The sequence below is a fragment of the Shewanella piezotolerans WP3 genome (assembly GCF_000014885.1).
Classification (GTDB): domain Bacteria; phylum Pseudomonadota; class Gammaproteobacteria; order Enterobacterales; family Shewanellaceae; genus Shewanella; species Shewanella piezotolerans.
Map to the genome: position 1 here is coordinate 4,698,944 of NC_011566.1, position 23,075 is coordinate 4,722,018.

A 23,075-nucleotide genomic window follows, 5' to 3' on the forward strand; every position below is an offset into this window, starting at 1 on the left:
TAAACCTTAAGGCAGGGTATTCCAGCCCAATAGAAAAGGCATCCAAAATGGATGCCTTTCTGTTCATAAAACTGAAAGTTAATGACCAATGTACTTATCTAAAAAAGCCAATATCTTATGGTTTGCCTCAATGATATTTTCTTCTTTATAGAAGCCATGGCCTTCTTTATCTTTCACTAACCACTCATAAGGGTGCTTATGCTCATCGAGCGCATCGCGCAGCGCTAGTGCATGCTCAAAATGAGCCCGGTTATCGTCTTCACCGTGAACAATCAGCACCGGCGCTTTAAGCTTATCGATATTATGTACCGGCGACTGGGCAATCAACTCGGCTTCATTTGTTCCTAAGGTTTTATCCAAATAAGCTTCCCCCCATGTCGCATCAGTCATATCTCCCTCTTCGTACAACATAGGTAGATCATAGACGCCGACATAGCCAATACTGCATTTGAAAGTATCAGGCTCTTTTATCGATGCTTGTAGCGCACTGTAGCCACCAAAACTGACACCATAAATACATAAGCGCTCTTTATCGGCGACCCCAGTTTGCACCGCATATTTAGTCGCTAGTAGGATATCGTCTTGAATTTTTGCGCCCCATTGGGTGTAACCCGCCTCCTTAAATGCCTGACCGTAACCACTTGAGCCCCTAAAGTTAACTTGCACTACCGCATAGCCTCTACTTGCTAATAGTTGAGCGTCAGCGTTATAGCCCCAATAATCTCGGGCATGAGGGCCACCGTGGGGGATCACCACAGTGGGTAAATTATTACTTTTACCTAATGGTAATGTCATATAGCCATTGAGCACTAAGCCATCAGGCGTTTTAATTCTAAAGGGCTCTGTTGGTGCCAATTTGCTTTTATCTAGCCAATTTCTGCTGCTAAGCATATGCTCAGCTTTATTGGTTTTAGTATCATACAAATAAAATTCACCTGGGTTGCGGTCACCAGAAACATGCAATACCGCTTTTCCTCTATCGGCCGTCATGCTGGTGATTCTTACTGTATCGCCATTGAACGAGGCAACTAACTTTTGGTGTAGTTTACTCTCCAGCGAATCTTTATTCAGAAAGTGAAAACTGGGGTAATCTTCATCGACACGAATGCCATAAACCTGGTTGAGGTCAACACTTAATGGTGAAGGGCTCGCAAGCTGACTTTGATACAGGAGGGTCGACTTTTTAGTGGTGATGTCATATTCGTATAAGCCCATAGGCCCACCATTGCTACTTTTTGTAACATAGACAGTGTTGTTATCTTCAGCAAAACCTAGCGGGTAATACTCCCCCTTAATCTCTTCACCAAACTTCTGCCAATCTTCCCCTTTACCTTCAGTGTAATAAACGTGAGTAACATGTTCCTCATCAGTACCAGCAGAAAAACGCGGTGTACCACTATGATCAACTAAGAAGCCACCATAAGCCATTGGCGCAGTTTTAACACGTCTTTCCTTGCCTGTGTATACGTTTAGCTTTACTGCCCTAGGCTTAGCGTTGCCACTTTGGTTCAATTCCCGCTTTTGGATCAAAATATGCCTGTCATCTCCTTCAAGGTTATCCAGCAAAAAACCACCATATGCACTGTATGCAATACCTTTTTTTGCCCGATAGCCAAAAATCATCTTACTTTTTTTACCATCGTAGTTCACAGCAAACAATTCTCCGGCACTGCCTGGCCTCTCAAATCGGCCGCTGACCTGCTGTACTTGCGCCACCACCCTTTCGTTGTTCACCCAATAGTAATTGCCCGCTTGATCTCGTTTGCTGGCAGGAACAGCATAAGTAAGCTTTTTTGACTCTGTTTCAAGAAAAGCTAACGTCTTACGCCCTTCGGTATTAATTAATACAGCAAGGTGCTTACCATCTGGAGAAATTTTGACATCATAAAATTGTGGATGTTTGGAAAATTCTTCAACCGTTATCGCTTGTGTAGCGAGCGGCAGTATTGCTAACGCGGTGAAACCGAGAATATTTTTGACTAGAGACACATTACACTCCTTTGAATAAATCCTATAGTGCTGTGGCACTATCGACATCAAATCTGATGCAGGAGGAACATATCATACAAAAGTATTAACCTGCATAGGATGTTAGACAAGTTGAATAGAAGTAATATGTGTCACTATTCGCTAGTCAATATTGACTAAAAGAAGCTGATTCGCTCTAAAGCATCACCGAACTGTTTTATTCTATTAAAATAGTAAATTGCTAGCAGTTGAAAACCCCAAAAGTGGGTAAGTTGTGAATTTCAGGCACAAAAAAACCGACTTAATGTCGGCTTGATTATTTCTCTTAAAGAGAAATGGTACCTGAGGACGGACTTGAACCGTCACTTCTTTCGAAATCGGATTTTGAAAAGAACACCTCTAAAAATATTGAATAATATCAATAGATAAAAACCAGGCAGAACACCTTTGCAAATTCTTTGCAAGAACAAGCGTTTCTCATTATGATGGATGAATGAGCAAACAAATCGAACGTCACAACATCTCAGACAAACTCTATGTCTACCTTCAGAGTAACAGTAAATACTGGTACTGCCGCTTCGTGCTGTACGGTAAATGGTACGCCAAGGCCACAAAGAAAACAGATCTGAATGAGGCCATCGCAATGGCTCACCGTATTTATATGGATTATGAAATACGAGCCGAGACCAACACCTTAATCGACAGTAAACGCTTTAAAGATGTGGCAGAGAAAGCCATTGACCAAATGCAGAGTGAATTAATGCATGGCGGTGGCAAGGTCATCTACAAAGATTACATAGGTGCCCTGCGAAAATACCATATCCCCTACTTCGATCGCATGTTCATTACTTCCATTGATCAAGAGGTGGTCCGCGAGTTTGATAAGTGGCGAATTGAAGAGTTCAAACGTATACCAGCGAAGTCCACAATCCAAACTCATAACGCCGCTCTGCAGATGGTCTTCAAAGAAGCGGTGGTTAGAAAGTGGATGCTTCCTATGCAAGTCCCCGTACTCAATAGCGACGGCTTAACCAGCCAGCGGCGCGCCTCTTTTTCCAAGAAGGAGTACGAGCAAACTTATGATGCGATCATAAAGCTAGAAGAGAATAGCCGCAAAGAGAAGACACGTCAGATCAGAGAGTTGCTGTTAGATTATATGGAGTTTGCTGTTCACACAGGGATCAGACCTGGCACTGAGATGGAGAACCTAACCTGGGGGGATATCAACATGGAAACTGATGAGCACAATGTCGTTTTCTATGTGACGGTGACGAAAGGTAAGACAACCAAACATACAGGTACTAGAGAGATCGTGTGCCGTGATGAGATCTTCTCGTGCATTGCAGATCTACGTGAACGATTCCCCAACCGCAAACCTTCAGATAAATTATTCAGACTAGGCGATGGTTCAACGACTAAAGAGCTTGGCAAGGCATTTGATAAAGCACTCCTCGACACAGGATTAAAGCAATCAGCGCATGGTGTCAGAACGCTCTACTCGTTACGTCATACCTATATCACATGGCAATTAATGTCTGGTGAAGTGAGTATGGAAATACTGGCCAAACAGTGTGGTACAAGTGTTCAAATGATCGAGCAGCATTACAGCCATGTTGTTCCCAAGATGTTCACTCGTGAGCTATCTGGTGTTGAAGTAAGAAAGCCTAAACCTAAGAAGAAAGCAGCCTCGCCAACTGCTTTAGCTAAAAGCCATGCAAGGCTAGCAAAGCAGTTTAATGAATGGGGGCTTGAGTATAGAAAACGAGGCTGTATTTAGATACTCGAGAAGTACGGTGAGTCGGCTGACAAGACTGTTGAGCCAGTTCAAAATCTCTAATAAACAAGCACCAGTCTGTATAAATACGGCATAAACTTAGTGCTTATCGATTATAAAAAATTCGATTGATGCAACACCTTATCACTCATTTGAGTCTGATAAACAATCATCATCATACTTAAGTAATGTGTATGTAATATCGTTCGCAAGTGAAATTGAGCTGGCATAAATCCTATCTATTGTAAGACCCTTTTTACATGGATTCACCCAATCTGACGCGTCCATCTCTTCAAATTCAGCAAACAACTCATCAGCTAAGCCATTAGAACATAGATCTTTTTTATCAATGGTTAAAGGTATTTGCTCAATATAAAAATCAAACTGCTCGGATGAAGCAAACCTGTGAAATCTATCTTTTTTATGAATAACTAAAGCAGCAGGTTCATGCGATAAACTACAAAGTCGCCTGAAACTAGCCTCTAAAGAAGTCTTACATTCCCGCTTAATTGTACTTATATTTCGCCAGTTAATATCCCCATCAGTTAATGGAGATATTAATTGCTTTGGCATCAACAACCCTGAAGCAAAGCCGTTCGCCTCTCTTTCCGATGGATCATTGTAGTAGCTTTTAAAAGCATCTTTACCGCACTCGAAAGATAATTTTTTACGGTTCATGATGTGCAAGACAACATGGCCTAACTCATGTGCAACAGTAAAATTATAACGACCTTCGTCTTTTATATTCGCGTTAACGTATATTAAAGCACCATCATTATTACCTTCAGCTTTTCCAAGAATTGATTCTGATTTGAAAGACTGAGGCTCTAATACAACTCTGTAATGCTCCGAGTCAATAGCTTTTACCACTTCCTTAGGAATTATAGGAAGAGTATTTATTTCTAATTCCTCCAACAAGTATTCCGCCTCAGCCGCTCCATGCTTTTCTTTAATCACGTTGTGTTATTCCTTTAAGCCTTTCTGCCATTCCTCGAAGAATCTCCTGATCACTTTGCTCAAGATCATCTAGCACATCCCACTTCCTATAAAACTCTCTATTCCTTTCCTCTGCCTCGGAGGTGACCTCAGTAGCTTCGCCTGTAATATCATTAACTTGCACTTTAAGTGCTGAAGCTATCTTTCTCATAACCACAATAGTCGGTACACGACCGTTGCCTTGCTCAATTTTGCTTAGTGCCGCTCCACTAATGCTGGCTTCAGAAGCCAACTTTGTCTGGTTCCAGCCCTTTCCTTCTCTTAATTTTTTTATATTACTACTAATGACTTCTGCTTGTTCAGCTTTGCTAGACATGATTTCCTCCAGTAAAAATAGATCTTAACAACTGTTGACATGAATTTCTAGTCGTGCCAACATATTTAACAGTTGTTAAGCTCGCACTTAATTTTAGTTAACAACCTTACTTTCGCCATCAAACAAAAGAGATAATCATCATGTCTACTAAATTTGAAATATTCAAAAGCACAGCTAACAACAATTTCTACTTCCGCCTTCGCGCACAAAATGGGGAAACTATCCTAGGTAGCGAAGGTTATACCACTAAAGATAACTGTCGAAATGGCATTGAATCTGTAAAAGTTAATTCTCCACTTGACTCTAACTACGATCGACTCATTGCAAGCAATGACCAGTATTACTTTAATTTAAAGAGCAGTGGCAACTACCAAGTGGTAGGCACTAGCGAACTTTATGTATCAACGCAGGGTCGTGATAACGGTATTGAGTCTGTAAAGCGCAATGCCCCAATAGCAGATGTCGTTGATTTAACTTAATGCATATAAGGCTCAAATCTTGCCTCAACTAGCTTGTTACTTAGATCAAAGGTAGTGTCAAATGAAAAATGTTATCGCACAAAATGCTTTAGAAATTGAAATGGTCAACAATCTCCTGAGCAAACAAGTACCCACTTATCGCCAGGCATATAGCGATAGAACATCATGGCTTATGGCTTGTTTTTCTGAGCTGGCCTACCTTAGATTTAATCCACTATTTACGAACAATCAACAGAAAGAATTAATCACCACATATTTAGAAGAGTTTACACAGAAAACTAAAAAATCTAGCCTTATTAAGCTATTAGATATCGTCGGTTATGACCATAAAATCGAGATAGAAAGGTTAGGTGCAGAATTAGAATCATTAAACGCGAAATTGGTTAAGACATTCGACTCCAATGGTACACAAGCAATTTTGATATCCACCGACAAGTTCATCACTCTTGCTTTTCGAGGTACTGAATCAACTAGTGTCAAAGATATCAAATCTGATGCTAAAGCAACAACAACGAAATGCGACAGCGGCGGTAATATACACAGCGGCTTCAAGCAGGCATTTGAAGAAGTCGCAATTGAAATTCAACATACACTAAACCAAGATGAATTTAAAAATAAACCACTTTTCATCACGGGTCACAGCCTAGGTGGGGCATTAGCTACAATTGCAGCGAAAAAATTAAAACATACTGGAGGTATGGCGTCTTGTTATACATTTGGCTCACCCAGAGTTGGTGACGAAAAATGGATATCCAACATCAAGACCCCCCTGTACCGTGTTGTAAATGCAGCTGATTGTGTAACTATGATGCCACCTGGATCTGATACAATTTCGGCTGTAAGTTGGCTACTGGGTCTCATTCCTCAGGTAGGTAAAAGCATAAGAAGTTATCTTCTATCAAAGTTTGGCGGATACTTGCATGGTGGCAATATGCGTTACCTTACAAATTGTGCAGGTGGCAGCTACGACGCGGTTAACCTGCTTTATTCAGTTACTTTTCTCTATCGTATAAAAATGCTATTCATTAAATCCCTGCCTTGGAGTAAGCCTCTGGCTGACCACTCTATAACCCTTTACCGTAAAAAATTAGCTATTGTCGCCACAAATAAAAACTAGGATAAGGAATATAGAAATGCGTAATTACATAATGGCAGTCATTTGCATAATAGGAATATCGGGCTGCGCCACTATTCCACCAGAAGCACCTAATTTATCAAGCGAATTAGGCAACAGAATATCAGCTTTAGAAAACGCCAACATTACACTTTTAAATCGCTATTTTGACCAAAAACGGATAGAGGTGGATCGGTTTATTCAAGATGTTTGGTTACCTGAGTTTGCAAACGAGTTCTTCCAAAAACCATTCATTTCTGATGCATGGAATACTGTTGTCACTGAAAATGATAAACAACAACGGCTAACATTTTTGCTAAAAACGGGCCCAAAACTTCAAGAAATGATAAATGACAAGCGTATTGAATTAATCCAACCTCTTGATGAATTGGAAAGACGTATAGAACGAAACATAAAAGCAGAATATGGACAAGCAAGGGGTATCAATAACAGTATCACTAGCTTTTTACTCTCAGCTTCTAAGGTTTCCGAAAATAGAGACCGTTATTTGGAAATGATGGGAGTGTCTAATGACAAACTAACAACTCTTATTGATCGAACAGACAATGCTGTTTCAGACTTGCTAAAAACTGGTCATAAAGTAGATGACAAAGTTAATTCTGCAAAAAAATATTTAAACAAAATAAAAGACATTAAAGAATCAATAGAATAAGGAAAAATATCATGACTATCAACTGGAAAGAATTTGACAACAATGTAGATCAAGCTATCTCTGAATCAGCTGCTGCTGTTGATATAAGGCTGGCATCGCACATTTCCTCAATCACTCGATTAACGGATAGTGAAGTTAACGAGCTATTCCCTGAGCCTGCAGATCTTAAAAAGCTTGCTGAATTACTTAAAATAGTCAAATCCGCTGAAGAGCGTAACAACAAAGTAAATGCAATTGTAAACAAATCAGAAGAGTTTTCTGGTGTAATCCTTACTTTACTGACTAAATTAACTTAGGCATTCACCCTAGCTGCTCCAGCATAAGGTATTTGGTGTGCCAACTTCCGTATCAAAAACCATTTCTCCCCATCTTCGATTTCGGAGTAGAGAAATGGTAATAGGTCTTTACAAACCGGCATCCCTACAAAGATGATTTCTTTTGCAACCATAACCAGTTTACTAATCTTTCGTATTAAGCCACGGGAGAGGTTGGTAAGCCCCTAGTTTTCTAGACACTTTCTAAGTTCTCATAATACTGCTTTTCAAAATTCATTGGAGACAGTCCGTTATTACTACCATGATGCCGCACTGGATTGTAGAAATATTCGATATAGTTAAATATTTCAGCACGCGCTTCATCTCTGGTTTTGTAGACTTTTCGCTTAATCCTGTCTTTTTTCAGTAATGAGAAAAAGCTTTCAGCAACTGCATTATCATGACAGTTTCCTCTTCGACTCATACTCGCTTCCAGGTTGTGCTCTTTAAGAAAGCTGCGCCAATCAGAGCAAGTATATTGCACGCCTTGATCGGAATGGATAAGCACCTTTTCTGTTGGAGTGCGTCTCCATACCGCCATCAGTAGCGCATCAATAACTAGGTCAGCTCTAGCTGTACTTTTCATTGTCCAACCGACAACTTGTCGAGAGAATAGATCGATAACAACAGTGAGATATAGCCAACCTTCATGAGTCCGAATATAGGTAAAGTCGGTCACCCAAACTTTATTGGGCTCAGCGATGTCAAACCCTCTATTTAACGTATTTGGTGCTGTATGACTAACATCGCCTCTGCCAAAACTTGGATTGCGCTTATAGCCACGTACAGCCTTAATATCAGCTGTTCTCATGATCCGATATACCCGATTTTTTCCACAGCCTCACCATCATCTTTAAGGTCTAAAGTGATATTTCGGTAGCCATACACACAACCGCTTTCTAGCCAATACTGTTTAATTTTACCTAGTAGTCGCTTATCTTCAGTAGCTCTGCGACTCAGAGGCTCCTTAAGCCAGGCATAGAAGCCGCTGCGGTGAACGCCAAGTATTTCGCATAGGGTTTTTACTGGGTAGTGCTTGAGCCTAGACTTTATGAACGTGTACTTTTCTTTGACTCGCTTGCAAAGTACACGGCGGCCTCCTTTAGGATATTTCGCTCTTCGGTTACGCGACGTAGTTCAGCCTTGAGTTTACGTATTTCGTCTTGTTGATTATCAATGGTGATGTGTTGCTTTTCCGGCTTATCAAACTTATTAATCCAGTTGTGCAAACTTTTGGAAGTGACGCCTAATCTATCAGCAACATCTGCGATTTGATAACCACGCTCAGTGACTTGTTTAACAGCTTCTATTTTGAACTCATCTGGATATCGTTTTCCGCGCATGTAACACCTCATATTTTTGGTTAAGTATAACTCTATGAAGTGTCTACTGTTCTAGGGGCTTACCAGGTACTTTGAAGGCTTATGCTTCGAATCCCTCTGCATCAGCTCCAAGAGCCAACTTTCATACAATTCAAAATACATAACTAACAAATAAAAACTGGTCATTACACTAGATGAGGCTGAAATGGAACAAAGAGAGAAAGCTGCTAAAGTAGCCGTGCAAAGGCCGAATGAGGCATATATTAAAGACAAAAAAAACAACGAATATCATAAAGCCCCTTTAACAAGTAAACCTCTTCGTATTTCGATAGACAAAGCCATTCGAGTCCAAAGAGATGATAACGAGATGCATAAAACGCGTACTTACTGGAGCTTGAATCCAGATGTAGTGGTACGGTGAATTTGGCCACCTAGTTAGAGGTGATATCATTACCTCATAAGTAAACAGGTGACACTATGACGAAACGTACAAGAAGACTTTTTAGCGCAGAATTCAAACTTGAATCAGCTCAATTAGTGCTAGATCAAAATTACTCAATTGTTGAAGCCGCTCAAGCTATGAACGTGGGTAAATCGACCATGGATAAGTGGGTTCGGCAATTAAGAGAAGAGCGACAAGGTAAGCAACCTAAAGCATCACCTATATCACCAGAACAAATTGAAATTCGAGAGTTAAAAAAGCAACTAGCTCGCCTCCAGGAGCACAACGAAATATTAAAAAAAGCCACAGCTCTGTTGATGTCGGACTCACTGAACAATTCTTAATAATTGAGAAACTCAGGCAGAGCTACAGCATAAAAACATTATGCGAAGTGTTCAGTATTCATCGTAGTAGTTACAAGTATTGGAGAAAACGGCCAATAACCATAAACGCAGATAAAGTAAAGCTTCGAAGTCTAGTTAGCGAAGTACATACTGCAAGTAACGGCTCGGCAGGAGCTAGGACGGTTGCAGATATGGTTAGCCAGCAAGGTATCTCGTTAAGCCGTTATCGCGCCACTAAGCTGATGAAGGAGCTTGGTATAGTGAGTTGTCAGGTACCTAAGCACAGATACCGAAAAGCGACACTAGAGCACATCGAAATCCCTAATCACCTAGGTCGACAATTCGCTGTCACCGCTCCGAATGAAGTTTGGGTTGGTGATGTCACCTACGTGTGGGCAGGTAACCGCTGGATGTACTTAGCGGTTGTGATTGATCTATTTGCTCGTAAAGTCATTGGCTGGGCTATGTCGTTATCACCTGATAGCCGTTTAACGGGCAAAGCGCTTTCGATGGCCTATGAAGGTCGTGGAAAACCTAAAGGTGTTATGCTCCATAGCGATCAAGGGACTCACTATACAAGCAGAAGATATCGACAACTATTATGGCGATATCAGCTCAAGCAAAGTTTATCTCGACGTGGGAACTGTTGGGATAATAGTCCAATGGAACGCTTTTTTAGGAGCCTTAAGACAGAATGGATACCACCAATAGGGTATCGTAGCTTTGCTGAAGCTCAGCAAGAAATTACACGATACATAATTGGATATTATTGTCAGCTTCGCCCGCACCAATATAACGGCGGACTGACACCTAATGAATCAGAACGATTGTTTTGGTTAAACTCTAAGATCGTGGCCAATATTAGTTGACCACTACAAGATGAAAGCAAGCGATATCGCTTAAAGGTGCATAGCGGAAACCATCAATTCGAACGATTCACTAAGGGAGAACAAACCTCAGAGTTTGATAGGAATTATGATGAATCGATGTCTCATAAATGTGTCATTGAAGCATTATCTCGCCTTAGTAATATGAAGCTTATCCACGTATGTAAAGATAAGCGTATACCACTTAATTTCGAATTTAGAACTGTAGAAAAAACGCCATATTTACACCTACCTAACGGTGCAAAATATTACCCTGATATTTTATGCACCTTTGGTGAAGATAGCGAATTTTATGACAAATGGGGCGGAAAATTAGCCATTGAGGTTACTTATACACATGGATGTGAGTCTTATAAAAAAGAAGACTTTGTATTTCATAATATTCCTGTATTTGAAGTCACTATCAAGAACAATTCAGCAAGGCAGTTCCCTGCTGAGCGCCCCAATTGGCCAAAAGGCAAATTATGGGATGAGGAGTTAGTAGAGCAACATATAAATCAGCTTGTTACCTGGTTTCACGAAGATGTTGTAGGGGAGTTTATTGTTGATCCAACCTCAACTAGAGTTCACGAACAAAGAGTTTGCAAACTAAACAACAATATTAGTTATCTTAAAAGTGAAAATGCCAATGTTAAAAACGAACTTGAATTATTGCATGCAAAACATACAAGGGTTGCTGATGAGCTCCACGAGCACAAAAAAGAAAACTCTACCTTACTAAAAAGAGTTCAAAACTACCAAAGTGCATACGAAAATCTCCAAAGTGAAATTTCTCAGATGACTGACGAGCTTGAAAGCTACAAAGGAAACGCCAATGAAACCAAAGAAAAATTTAATAAGTACGACGAGAAATTAAGTGACTACAGGAGAAAAGTAGATTTTCAAAAAAATGGCCTTTACGCATTAGCTTTTATAATTATTCTATTTCTCATAAGTCCACTCCTAACACCTAAAGTAACAGCACAAGTACTAAATAGTTGGTACACCAGCTTAATAAATCTCAGACAACTATTCTCATAATAAAATGGTGCATTATTAGTAATGCTATCATGCGAACAGCAAATCAATTAAGTAAAACCTAGCTAACTACAAGCTCCATAGACACATATTACCTTTCAACTTAACGATAATGATTATTATCGTTAAGTTTGTAAGCCATTGGTATTCCGTACGTTTTTCGACTTAATCTGGCTTAACTTCACGGTAACCGTAAGTTACAACCACTTCACTACAGGTTCTAATTCGGCTCAACCTAGTGAACCTGGAGCGATTATGCTATTGCCACTATATCGTGTTCAAGTACGAACATAATGATTATCATGAAGTCTCACGATGACAGTCTCTTAGCTTGCTGCTTCGCTCTCTTGATATCACGTATCCAAATCACTGAGCCTTGAGTCATCTTCGATTCAAACAGATCAATTGCAGCAAAGAGATCGCTTAGTTTTTTAAAGCCGTAGTTTCGCTGATCAAAAGATGCTTGATTAGAGATATGTGAACCAATTGGACCAAGCATAGCCCACCCATCATCCTCTTCAACAGCCTCAATCGCCTGCCTTAAAAGACTAATAAGCTTATTATCCTTGTTCAGGCTTTTATCAAACTTCGGTAACCCTTCGACACTTTGTTCGTATTCGTCTAGATATAGGAAGCGGGAACAACTGTTTACGAATGCACTTGGTGCCTTACGCTCACCAAAACCAATCAAGAATTTTCCATCTGCGAGCGCTCTAGTTACTAGGGGAGTGAAATCACAATCAGATGACACCAGACATATGATATCGACATCTTTGGTATAGAGGATATCCATAGCATCGATAACCAAAGCTATGTCTGTGGCGTTCTTGCCTTTAGTGAGATCGAACTGCTGGATAGGCTGAATCGCATATTCATGCAATACATCTTCCCATGGCTTGATGTTAGAGCTTTTCCAATTACCATATGCCCTGCGTATGTTAACGACACCATACTTTGCCAGCTCTGACAGGATCACATCAACTTTTGCAGCAGGCGCATTATCTGCATCAATAAAAAGTGCTATTTTTTCCTTATCCTTCATTAGCATTCCTTGCTTTACCTCCTAAAATAGGACTTCATCTCAATCGTACTAATTAAGCTAAATCACCGGATGTATTTGGGTAAGATACGTGATTTAACAGGGCTTCTTTCACTTCATCTATATCTTTAAATACAGTAAGCCAAACTGACCAAAACCCTTCCTCTGCCAAAAGCAAAATTTCATCAAGAGTTTGACAGCCATCAACAAACTTTCTTTTTGCTATATCAGCACTTTTAAACTTTCTTCTTCGAGCTAGATTCAGTGTCTTTTGAGGCTGGTTTTTATCATCTAAACAAACTAATTCAATCGTATTTTGTACGATCAGCTCAATATCGTCAGCTAAACCATCGGCAGGAGTAACTCTTCCATCTTCCAAATATTTCAAAAGCCCAAACGTATTATGCGTATCTGGCCACATGTACCCTTCACGATTATCATTCTTTGACTTTTTGAAGTCTCTATTACATCTTGGACAACCTAACAATAAGTTTCCCCATTCGACTTCAAGGTGTAGATTTTTTGACTTTGGCGCGACATGCTCAACATCCAGTTTATCCTGCCGTTCACAATAAGAGCAGTAGCCTCCAAAATTTTCAATGAGTGGTTTGAGGTAACTCTTGTAATTTACATATAGTTGACCGGTATACACAGGACGAGAAACAGGCCTCATACTTTACTCTCTTTTGTTCGGCGCTCTGACTTCAGAAGTGCGCTCTCTACAGGGCTATCACCAAATAAGTCCTCTATCTCATCCAACCTCTTTTCTATTTTTTGCACTTTTATAGACTCCCGATCAACTCCCGCGTCAAGTAGCCTATAATACTCATCCGCTAACTCCATTCGTTCATTGAACTTTGCGCTACGCTGTATCCCCTCAAGACCCATGAAGTCTTCAACAATATCTTCGACGCTAAGCTCTTTTTCTAAAGATGGACTATCCTCTGGATCTTCTTGATCTAGGTCCACTAACTTTCCAGTTTTAACAGACTGAATAATGAAGGGTGAATGTGTTGTAACCACAAACTGAGCTTTTGGAAAAGTATTAATGAGTTTAGGTAAGAATTCTCGTTGCCATTCCGGGTGTAAATGAAGGTCAACCTCATCAATTAGAATCATACCTCTGGTCTGAAGTGGATCTTCCATGAAAGGGTTAGCTTCAGCCATTCGAGCAGCAATATCCATTACCATTGCTAAAGTAGTACGATATCCATCACTTAACTGCTCAATTTTAAGCTCTCTGGTTTCATCATCGTGTAACCAATCAACCATAAGGCCTGCAGGAGCGATAGTTCTAGGGTTACGGAACTCCGGCATCATTTTGCTTACTGCATTCCGGATAGACTTCAATTCTGGCACTTCTATATCGAAAGACCGCTGTTCTTTTTGCAGCCTGCTTTCCTTATCTTCTAAATAATAAAAGTATTCGACAAACCGCTTAAAATTAGTGCGACTCTCTAATGCGCCCGACAAAGACTCAAAGCGGGGAAATTTTTTACTAAACCCTCGCTTTCTTTGAGGAATATCGAACACTCCCCGTCCGGTACCATAGTAGATAAAAATTGGAAGATCGTATTTACCACCTTCATTATGAGCATCAACGAATTGATCAACGTATTCGTGTAGGCGCTTTATGCCTACACCTTCAGGAATGCTACTCAGAGTTTTTTTTGTTTGATCTCGACGCTCGGTACGATCCCATTCGACACCATTAGTGGCACGACAGTAAATTCGCATATAGGCAGGCTTTTGACCATCCGGGAATACCAAAAAATCAGTATCTTTAGGGTTATGTCCTGAAACACCTGGTAACCGAGTGAGAAACTGACCTAAGTTTGTAGCTACGGCATCCAGTACGCTAGACTTACCAGCACCATTACGGGCAATTAACACGGTGAGCCTCGGATCAAATTGCAGCTCAAAGTCTTCAAAAGAGCGAAAGTTTGTGAGTTTTAACGTGTCAATTATCACTAAAAATTACCGTTCAGTTTTCTATTACATAAATCATATCATGTTGTCTTCACAGGTTTTATCTTTTGATAAAATATATAAGCCCTTACTTAGAATACTCAACCTCTAAAGCTATATAAAATCACTAGCCAAAGATAATAAATGTAGTATTTTCATCAACTAAATAACTAAAACCATTGCCGCCACCGACTAAGAATAAAACTCGGTTTCCAGACTAATACTGATTAGTTGCAACATTCACAGGAGTTGAGTCTTAAGTTTGATAAAGTAGTTTTCTATAGCTGGTGATTCAAAGCAATCAAGGCTCGAGCATACTTTAAGCGATTATTATTGGAACAAAATATTACCTCTGTAATTATCAACCCTGCGGGCCTTTTTTGGGATTTATCCTTTAGTTAATCGCTAAAATCATGCTGCCAAAGCATGTACATCACAAAGGGCCGCAAACGAGTGATATCAATACCGTGATAATTACTGTTACCGTTAAATTGGTTATCCTTCTAGTAGCAAATTCATAGTTATAGCTTTCATCGTTAATTCATTATTAGACAAATTTGCTAAAGCTCTATTCGTGATCGCCGACTTTTGGTTACATTAGTTTGGACAAAATGAAGTAAACTACAATGTATTTTCGAGTGCATTTCCTTATAAAAAAGCCGAATCATAGAGACTCGGCTTAAACTCAAAACGATCTTGCACTATAAGATTGTCTGACTAAACATAGGCTATCAGAGTCCTCTAATTCGGGGCCTCTGAAATACAACGTAGCCCCGCTAGTCATCACTGAATTTCATCAACTGAGTACAAAGTTCACATATTTTTGTCAACGCATGCATATGATCTGTACAATAACAGACATGACTCTCAACGCTACATGTCCAATCTTCAGGCTGATAACCTTGCAAATCAGCAATTCCTGTAAAGCCACAGAACACCAAGGCACTCTTTAGCTCATCAGGGAACGGGGTTGATTCATCATTATTAAGATAGAAAAGGAAGATGTACTGATCATCCCAGTACCATACCTTTAACACAAACTCTTGCTCATTGACGTAAGCCCCACTAAAGATTAGAGAAGCGAACTCTTCACCACTACGAACGCTTTTGTAGCTTCTGATGCTGAAAGGGGGAGTATGTAATCCGCGATCTATTAACTCTAACTCTAAGTATTTGGAATAAAGTTCACTTTGATAGTGATTTCGCCGAGATTCATGTAATAGCACTACCTCACTTGAATTTTTTGCAATAAACCCCTGATTACAAAGTCTAAATAACTCTGGTTTGGCAATCAACATAGTACGCCAGTTAAATGGCCGCTCTTTCAATCCTTCGGCACAAATGGTTTCTAAACCAGCCCTTAAATCGCAAAGGTCAAAAGACGGATCATCCAGTACTGCTTTCACATGTTTTTGCCGTTCATTCCACAAACTTGTTTCTAGAAGAGGAAGGCGTAGAAGGCGACGCCAGGAATGATCACGGTCAACGTTTCCTTTATTTGTACGCGAACTAAGAAGGTTAAATTTACCTGGACTTGTCGAAGTTAGGTAGTCTCCTTTCGAAAGCACAGCACGCTCCCAAGCAAAATTCAATGCCTCAGAGCTATGTGCTATTTTACTAAATAATGCAGATGCGCAATCGGCATAGTGTTTGAATTGCTCAAAATAGCTTTCCCCTCCATCAAGCCAGCCAACATTTTCATGCTCATTAAAATAGTCCACTATGCCGCTAAACTTTAATACAAAGCCAATTTGTCCTTTGAAGAATTTATGCTTTTCGAGTTCAACAATGGCCACCTCCCACTCAGGAGACTTCATCAACAGGTGTGCTTTCAGTTTCTCTTCAAATACCTGAGCAGCAAGAAAACCTTTTACCGATACATTTTGGATGAGCTGATTGAGAATAGTACCATCCATTTGGGCCATGTCGCTGATAGCCTGCAGAGCCCTGTGATAATCATCCACCGAGTTGATGATGGTGTTTTCTGTAAGGTTGAAAACAACCCGCATCCAGGACAATAACTCTGCTCCAGCCTTACCGTTTGCCACCCCAGTATAAAAGGCATGGAACCTCAGCTTTTCCGGCAAGCTTGAACGATTGGCAATGATCTTTTCAAATACAACTTCTTCGTCATAGTATCTATTGCTATCCAAGTACTTAGCTATGCCTGAGCAAGCGTTGACGTTACCGTGTAGCAGATCCAATTGTGTTATCAATTCAATGATCAGGGCTTGAGGCAAGAACCTATACTGCTCGTATTCTAAAAAGGATAATCTCTTGACTCTACCACCTAAACCAAACAAACGTTTCTTTAAACTATAGCTATCCTCTGTATCCTGCAGTAGAAGGAAGTTGGCAGCACATAGGGCAATAAAGTTCATCAGCTCATCATCATAGGTCTCATCCTGCGACGCTACATTACGGTAACGCCAAAACAGATCTGCCCAATCTGTATCAATTTTATGAATGAAATAGTCATAGCCAGACACTGGAGCATCCTTGAAACTCAATCGATATTCCGGCCACTCTCCTGTGAATGACTTAATAGTCTTTTCCAGCCTCGCCTTAAAGTTCTCAAAGTTCGTCAGAGGCTTTCCTCTGGCATTCATTTTGATGTACAAATCATCCGTGAGTTTAAACTCAGCAAGGTTAAGGAATCGAAACGTAATTACCGGGTTTTCTCTATCGATAAGCTTATCAAAGTAATCTGCATTCCCAGAAAATTGACTGTGAATCGCATCCAGCATCATCAGCATTGAACTGATGGTAGGGTCACTTTCCCATGACAAATAGAACCACGCCCGATCTTTAATCGTTTTGCTCAAACACTCAATACTCGATTCCATTAGCAAAGCACTGAAATCTATGTCATTGGTAACCAATGCATTGCAAAACTCTCTCGAGCTGCTACGTGTTTCATAGGTAAAATAAGAGATGCCATCTGTACTTAATTCCTGCCGGAAGGATTCTCCCTGACAGTTAATTTGTGCAAGATACCAATGCAGCAAAAAAAGGGTTGTCAATCGCTGCTGACCGTCCAGTGGCGTGAAGGTATCCCGCCCACAAGTATTGGTGGTCACACTGCCATAAACAAAGTCTAAATCCCTAAAAGGTTCCCCCTTTTCCAAATAGTCGTGCAAGGCCTGCAAAAAAGTATCCCGAACCTCTGCAACCCGTCCTTGGGCATAATCCCGCTGTATAATAGGAATCTCTACTTTCATATTCTTTTGATCAAACAACTGGTAGAAACTGAGTCGCTCGCCCGAACTTGCATTGATTGCCATATTACTCATTCCCCTCTCCTTGTTCGGGCAAATACACCTTCAATATTTGACCTATCGCTTGTTGATAATCCTTGGCGTCCGATTCAGTCCAATGCATAAGCTCAATCACAGACTGGCTGTAATATTTTAAAAACACATTCTTGGTACAAATGGGAACAAAAACCCCTCGTTTGTCACTGTCTATAATGCGAGCACGTTTGATTGGAAATAGAGCATTTTTATAGCTGCGATTAGTTGAAGAGTCTAGCAGTGTCAGGTTGCCCAACTGGTCTCTCCAGGACACATCTCCTTGCCCAAAATAACTAATTACCTCATTATGAAATCCGTCGAATCCATCATCAATACGGTCTTGAGCCAGCAGCTCTGTTGCCAAAGAAGCAAACTCCTGCTCTCTTTCTAAAGAAGCCCCTTTAAATCGACTGCCATTAAAGTAAGCCTTTATACCCCTTAGCCACTCCTGACGATCAATACCTGCAGGTGCTGAATCTGTCTGAGACCGAATATGCTCGATATCCCACTTCTCTTGCTTATAACGGTCAAAGGGGAAACGCATATCAGCCTCTTGAGTAGACAATAAGGTTTGAATATTAAACAACAAAAGCAGCTTCTTGATACGGGAGTCGCGATATTCAAGCTCATCCAACTGGCAACTAACCTGACGGCGGATGCGCACTCTCAAATAGTTTTTGAAGTCCGTTTTGGTTGAGTCCACCCGTTCTGACTCCGTTTTTAATTCCGCAACCCTCTCACCGCAATCCACTAAGAAGCCTATCAAGTGATACAGTTCCCGATCCTGGAACCATTCATCAAAGGTCAAGAAATAGCGCTTAATTCCCTGCCACAGCAGCTCAATATCAACTGCATTGGCCTTAAAGTCATTATGAAACTGATGAAAAGTGAAAAATGACTCATCACTTGACTTTTTACCCTTCATTAGGTCGAAGATGTACTCAATCCGGGTAGGGTAGTGCTTGCTTGAATTACTGGTGAAAGACCAGAATTCAGGCTCCTGCAGTCGCTTTTCTATGGCATCCCATTCGGTAGCAATTTGCAACTGCTTCAATCTAGCCTGATCATTGTGAAAGTGGCTACGCTGTAAAAAAAGAGCTTTAACCAACTCAGCATTGGTCAGAGGAATTTTGCCAATATTAATACGGGAAAAAACATCAATGGCATAATCGTTATTGACACATTCGTCACTTAAATCGTACCAAATAACCTTTACAGAACGCTCTTCGGGAGACTTAGCCAGTAGCGTCCCTAACAACTTGTTATTGTCATTGTAATCTTTCTCGATAAACCAGTTTTCAATGGCCTCGTAGGCTTGCACCATATGAAAGAAATCAATATTATCTGAACTAGACTCTACATGGATCCGCTGCAAAAATGCTTCACATTCCGGGCGAGTCTCATACTGTAGAACATACAAGTTTTTTTTGTAGGCATCCGTCAAGGGTCGCCTTAGGTGCTCCTGCTCCATAAAGTGTAAGATCAAACGTAGCGTCGTTAGCCTTTGCTGTCCATCTACTACCTGCCAACTATCCTCCCACCTCACCACAACCACAGGCTGAAGACAATAAAAGGCTGAATCGTTACTACCACTTTGTTGACTGAACTCCCAAATATCATCCAGCAACTCTTTAACCTGGATTGCGCCCCATTGTAGTGGTCAACTAATATTGGCCACGATCTTAGAGTTTAACCAAAACAATCGTTCTGATTCATTAGGTGTCAGTCCGCCGTTATATTGGTGCGGGCGAAGCTGACAATAATATCCAATTATGTATCGTGTAATTTCTTGCTGAGCTTCAGCAAAGCTACGATACCCTATTGGTGGTATCCATTCTGTCTTAAGGCTCCTAAAAAAGCGTTCCATTGGACTATTATCCCAACAGTTCCCACGTCGAGATAAACTTTGCTTGAGCTGATATCGCCATAATAGTTGTCGATATCTTCTGCTTGTATAGTGAGTCCCTTGATCGCTATGGAGCATAACACCTTTAGGTTTTCCACGACCTTCATAGGCCATCGAAAGCGCTTTGCCCGTTAAACGGCTATCAGGTGATAACGACATAGCCCAGCCAATGACTTTACGAGCAAATAGATCAATCACAACCGCTAAGTACATCCAGCGGTTACCTGCCCACACGTAGGTGACATCACCAACCCAAACTTCATTCGGAGCGGTGACAGCGAATTGTCGACCTAGGTGATTAGGGATTTCGATGTGCTCTAGTGTCGCTTTTCGGTATCTGTGCTTAGGTACCTGACAACTCACTATACCAAGCTCCTTCATCAGCTTAGTGGCGCGATAACGGCTTAACGAGATACCTTGCTGGCTAACCATATCTGCAACCGTCCTAGCTCCTGCCGAGCCGTTACTTGCAGTATGTACTTCGCTAACTAGACTTCGAAGCTTTACTTTATCTGCGTTTATGGTTATTGGCCGTTTTCTCCAATACTTGTAACTACTACGATGAATACTGAACACTTCGCATAATGTTTTTATGCTGTAGCTCTGCCTGAGTTTCTCAATTATTAAGAATTGTTCAGTGAGTCCGACATCAACAGAGCTGTGGCTTTTTTTAATATTTCGTTGTGCTCCTGGAGGCGAGCTAGTTGCTTTTTTAACTCTCGAATTTCAATTTGTTCTGGTGATATAGGTGATGCTTTAGGTTGCTTACCTTGTCGCTCTTCTCTTAATTGCCGAACCCACTTATCCATGGTCGATTTACCCACGTTCATAGCTTGAGCGGCTTCAACAATTGAGTAATTTTGATCTAGCACTAATTGAGCTGATTCAAGTTTGAATTCTGCGCTAAAAAGTCTTCTTGTACGTTTCGTCATAGTGTCACCTGTTTACTTATGAGGTAATGATATCACCTCTAACTAGGTGGCCAAATTCACCGTACCACTACAAATCGAACAAGCAAGAGAGATCTACCAAGTGTGGGAGCAACACTTCTTGGCTTATAGCCTTGGGGTTAAAGCTTACCAAGTTACGGTGACGAGTGACTAGACATTATCAGCCCACCCCACTAGATAACTTTATATAAATTGGTATTCTAGGCGCGCACTCTAATGCCTAGGTAAGGAAAAATCATGGAACTATATAAACAAGAGTTTGGCCAAAACTTTAACTTAGGCTTCGACTTATCCCAGTACCCTTGGTTAATAGACAAAAGCTGGCACAATGATGTATCGCCAAGCTTCTATTTTAACGTTGGTCAACAGTACTATGTCTTATGGGTTGATTATGTGGAACTATCTAAACGTGAAACCTCTAATGAACGCTACTTAATTCAAGAAGCTACAAATGAAGGCGATGAAGCAAACCCTGAAGTTTATAGCTCTAGTGGTGACATCATTTTTGAAAATGAGCTAATCGTAAACCTTAACCAGTTTTTGACGAATTTAAGTAATTCTCAAGGTCATATTGTTAGTTAAAATATCCCGCTAACCTTAGTCATATGACAACGAATATCTTTCCCATTAATGTGGTATTCGTGCCACCATTTGTCGAAATGACTAAGTTCTAATTTCAGGTGTATTGGTACCCCAGATTATTCTCATCAAAAGCAACCTTATTCAAGTAACTTCATAACAATATTCCCAATCTGCTGCGCCAAATATGGTGGCACAGCATTACCTACCTGAACATATTGCTGTGTTCTATTCCCTTCAAATAAATAGTTATCAGGAAATGTCTGTAATCTTGCAGCTTCTCGAACAGTCAAACTCCGACACTGCTTTGGATCATAGTGAATAAAGTAGTGACCATCTTTAGATATGTGGCTAGTTACCGTTGTCGCGCACTTGTTTGCAGCTTGGGTACGGAAACGATCTACATGAACCCCCGAATCCCAATTTTCATGATCAGGGGCTAACTCTAACGGGTAATCTCTTGCTTTAGGTGATGTACCACCACTTAACTTGGTAAACGCAGCACTAAAAGCATAGCGAAGTAAATCAGAGGTCATATGTCCGCGAGTCGCATGATTTAACACACAACCAGGATGACTAGCCAAATACCAGTCTTCAAGATGTGCCGGTATAATCCGCTCAAGTTCTGACACTAGAGAGCTTTGACGCTCTAAATCTAGCATCGGTTCAAGGTTTAATTTATCAACAGCACCACTCTCGAATCGCGTTTTCAAAATACGTTCTAACTTTTTAGCATTTATTTGTACTTGGTTTTCCCAATCTTTTTGAATATCTTTCTGCTTAGATAAGCCACTTCTTAATGGAGGTAAATCAGACAGCACTTGTTCAACAGTTACAGCTTGCTTCATCGGATGAATGGTATCAGGAACATGGGCTATGTCTTGTCGTACTCCCAACAAAATCACACGATGCCGTGCTTGAGGGACTCCATAGTTTTCAGAACGAATAAGAAAGTCTGAAGAATCTGGATATTGAGGATCGCTTGGATCGTTTGCCTCTACAACAAGTGAAAAAACTCTATATTTAGCCACCCCCCTAACTTCTGTGACTAGGCCAGGGTCTCTCAAATCTTGCAATATCTGAGGAAACATAACGTTGCCATTAAGTTTGGCAGACAGAATACCACGTACATTTTCCATAACAAATACATCGGGTTGTACTATAGATAATACTTTAAGGTATTCCTTATATAGGAAATTTCTATGATCATCTTCTGCTTTATAGTCTTTGATTCCCGCATTGCGAGAACGTCCAGCTAAAGAATATGCTTGGCATGGCGGCCCACCAATGACAACTTTGGGGCCTTGATGAGTTATAATTAATTCACGAATGCGTGAATGGATTAGATCGTTATCTTCACCCAGAGCCCTAGGCTCTTCTAACGTTTCGTAAATAGCCTCTTGAGCTTGTTGAGGGTATAACTCGAAAATTTCATCCCGAGTTAACTTTCCACGAACATAATTGAAGTAGTCTTCTAATCCGCCATCTAATACTTTAATTTTTCTGTAGAAGGCTCGCGTTGTTAAAGTTTTATGTGCCGAAGGCTCTTTCTCGACTGATACACCAATCCTGAACGGTTTGTTACCATCGCCATCAGCTACAGAAGATACCCCCTCTCCAAGCCCGCCAGGCCCCGCAAAAAGGTCGATTACAAGAACTTCACCAGTTTCCATTTAACTACTACTATCAATAAA

18 protein-coding genes and 2 pseudogenes are annotated in these 23,075 nt (G+C 40.6%); 8 read left to right on the forward strand and 12 right to left on the reverse strand.

From position 1 onward, the window contains the following. Positions 1–78: 78 nt before the first annotated feature. The gene (locus SWP_RS19955) at positions 79–1,989 is read right to left on the reverse strand and encodes an alpha/beta hydrolase family protein (protein ID WP_228371084.1); all 1,911 of its coding nucleotides are present in this window, start codon (positions 1,987–1,989) and stop codon (positions 79–81) included. 472 nt (positions 1,990–2,461) lie between these two features. Here SWP_RS19955 and SWP_RS19960 point away from each other — a divergent pair, with 472 nt between their 5' ends. Further along, the gene (locus SWP_RS19960; RefSeq protein ID WP_020914460.1) at positions 2,462–3,745 is read left to right on the forward strand and encodes a tyrosine-type recombinase/integrase; all 1,284 of its coding nucleotides are present in this window, start codon (positions 2,462–2,464) and stop codon (positions 3,743–3,745) included. 141 nt (positions 3,746–3,886) lie between these two features. Here the strand turns inward: SWP_RS19960 and SWP_RS19965 are convergent, their stop codons facing one another. Together SWP_RS19965 and SWP_RS19970 are read right to left on the reverse strand one after the other, a co-directional pair. Next, positions 3,887–4,699, reverse strand: a complete 813-nt coding sequence (locus SWP_RS19965) for an ImmA/IrrE family metallo-endopeptidase (protein ID WP_020914461.1) — start codon at positions 4,697–4,699, stop codon at positions 3,887–3,889. Next, on the reverse strand, positions 4,692–5,054 hold the full coding sequence (locus SWP_RS19970) for a helix-turn-helix domain-containing protein (protein WP_020914462.1): 363 nt from the start codon (positions 5,052–5,054) through the stop codon (positions 4,692–4,694). The genes SWP_RS19965 and SWP_RS19970 overlap by 8 nt, the downstream gene beginning before the upstream one ends. A 140-nt stretch (positions 5,055–5,194) precedes the next feature. On the opposite strand from SWP_RS19970, the gene SWP_RS19975 reads away from it, so the two are divergent. From SWP_RS19975 to SWP_RS19990, 4 genes are all read left to right on the forward strand, one after another. Beyond that, positions 5,195–5,533, forward strand: a complete 339-nt coding sequence (locus SWP_RS19975) for a YegP family protein (protein WP_020914463.1) — start codon at positions 5,195–5,197, stop codon at positions 5,531–5,533. A 61-nt stretch (positions 5,534–5,594) separates the two neighbouring features. Continuing rightward, complete coding sequence (locus SWP_RS19980) at positions 5,595–6,650, forward strand: lipase family protein (protein WP_020914464.1); 1,056 nt, start codon at positions 5,595–5,597, stop codon at positions 6,648–6,650. A 16-nt stretch (positions 6,651–6,666) separates the two neighbouring features. After that, entirely contained in the window at positions 6,667–7,320 is a 654-nt protein-coding gene (locus SWP_RS19985; RefSeq protein WP_020914465.1) for a hypothetical protein, read from the forward strand. Positions 7,321–7,331: 11 nt separating this feature from the next. Further along, positions 7,332–7,616, forward strand: coding sequence for a hypothetical protein (locus SWP_RS19990; protein ID WP_020914466.1), 285 nt, complete (start codon positions 7,332–7,334; stop codon positions 7,614–7,616). Positions 7,617–7,827: 211 nt separating this feature from the next. Here the strand turns inward: SWP_RS19990 and SWP_RS19995 are convergent. Continuing rightward, a pseudogene (locus SWP_RS19995) lies at positions 7,828–8,977 on the reverse strand (IS3-like element ISSpi1 family transposase). Between the two features lie 456 nt (positions 8,978–9,433). Here SWP_RS19995 and SWP_RS20015 point away from each other — a divergent pair. Both SWP_RS20015 and SWP_RS20020 read left to right on the forward strand, forming a co-directional pair. Continuing rightward, positions 9,434–10,611, forward strand: a protein-coding gene (locus SWP_RS20015) for an IS3-like element ISSpi4 family transposase (RefSeq protein WP_143711184.1) whose coding sequence is annotated in 2 segments (ribosomal slippage) — positions 9,434–9,692 and positions 9,692–10,611 — 1,179 coding nt in all. Because the reading frame shifts where the segments join, the coding sequence is not laid out codon by codon here. A gap of 117 nt (positions 10,612–10,728) precedes the next feature. Next, positions 10,729–11,649: a hypothetical protein gene (locus SWP_RS20020; protein ID WP_020914468.1), complete on the forward strand. Its 921-nt coding sequence runs from the start codon at positions 10,729–10,731 to the stop codon at positions 11,647–11,649. Between the two features lie 307 nt (positions 11,650–11,956). Here the strand turns inward: SWP_RS20020 and SWP_RS20025 are convergent, their stop codons facing one another. From SWP_RS20025 to SWP_RS20050, 7 genes and pseudogenes are all read right to left on the reverse strand, one after another. Next, positions 11,957–12,688: an NYN domain-containing protein gene (locus tag SWP_RS20025; RefSeq protein ID WP_044556128.1), complete on the reverse strand. Its 732-nt coding sequence runs from the start codon at positions 12,686–12,688 to the stop codon at positions 11,957–11,959. A 52-nt stretch (positions 12,689–12,740) separates the two neighbouring features. After that, positions 12,741–13,358, reverse strand: coding sequence for an HNH endonuclease (locus SWP_RS20030; RefSeq protein WP_020914470.1), 618 nt, complete (start codon positions 13,356–13,358; stop codon positions 12,741–12,743). Then, positions 13,355–14,656, reverse strand: a complete 1,302-nt coding sequence (locus tag SWP_RS20035; protein WP_020914471.1) for an AAA family ATPase — start codon at positions 14,654–14,656, stop codon at positions 13,355–13,357. Before SWP_RS20035 ends, SWP_RS20030 begins: the two co-directional genes overlap by 4 nt. Positions 14,657–15,429: 773 nt before the next feature. After that, positions 15,430–17,946 carry a DUF262 domain-containing protein gene (locus tag SWP_RS20040; protein WP_020914472.1) on the reverse strand — a complete coding sequence of 839 codons (2,517 nt, stop codon included), beginning with the start codon at positions 17,944–17,946 and terminating at the stop codon, positions 15,430–15,432. Next, on the reverse strand, positions 17,939–18,871 hold the full coding sequence (locus tag SWP_RS24790; protein WP_338057177.1) for a GmrSD restriction endonuclease domain-containing protein: 933 nt from the start codon (positions 18,869–18,871) through the stop codon (positions 17,939–17,941). Before SWP_RS24790 ends, SWP_RS20040 begins: the two co-directional genes overlap by 8 nt. A gap of 174 nt (positions 18,872–19,045) precedes the next feature. Then, positions 19,046–19,591: pseudogene (locus SWP_RS24795) on the reverse strand (DUF262 domain-containing protein); the annotation flags it as partial. 15 nt (positions 19,592–19,606) lie between these two features. Further along, a protein-coding gene (locus tag SWP_RS20050; RefSeq protein WP_143711184.1) for an IS3-like element ISSpi4 family transposase occupies positions 19,607–20,784 on the reverse strand; the annotation gives its coding sequence in 2 pieces (ribosomal slippage) (positions 19,607–20,526 and positions 20,526–20,784; 1,179 coding nt in all). 255 nt (positions 20,785–21,039) lie between these two features. Here SWP_RS20050 and SWP_RS20060 point away from each other — a divergent pair. Next, a complete protein-coding gene (locus tag SWP_RS20060; RefSeq protein WP_020914476.1) occupies positions 21,040–21,384 on the forward strand; it encodes a hypothetical protein in 345 nt (114 codons plus the stop codon). A gap of 137 nt (positions 21,385–21,521) precedes the next feature. Here SWP_RS20060 and SWP_RS20065 read toward each other — a convergent pair whose 3' ends face one another. Further along, positions 21,522–23,054: a DNA cytosine methyltransferase gene (locus tag SWP_RS20065; RefSeq protein ID WP_020914477.1), complete on the reverse strand. Its 1,533-nt coding sequence runs from the start codon at positions 23,052–23,054 to the stop codon at positions 21,522–21,524. Positions 23,055–23,075 lie beyond the last annotated feature (21 nt).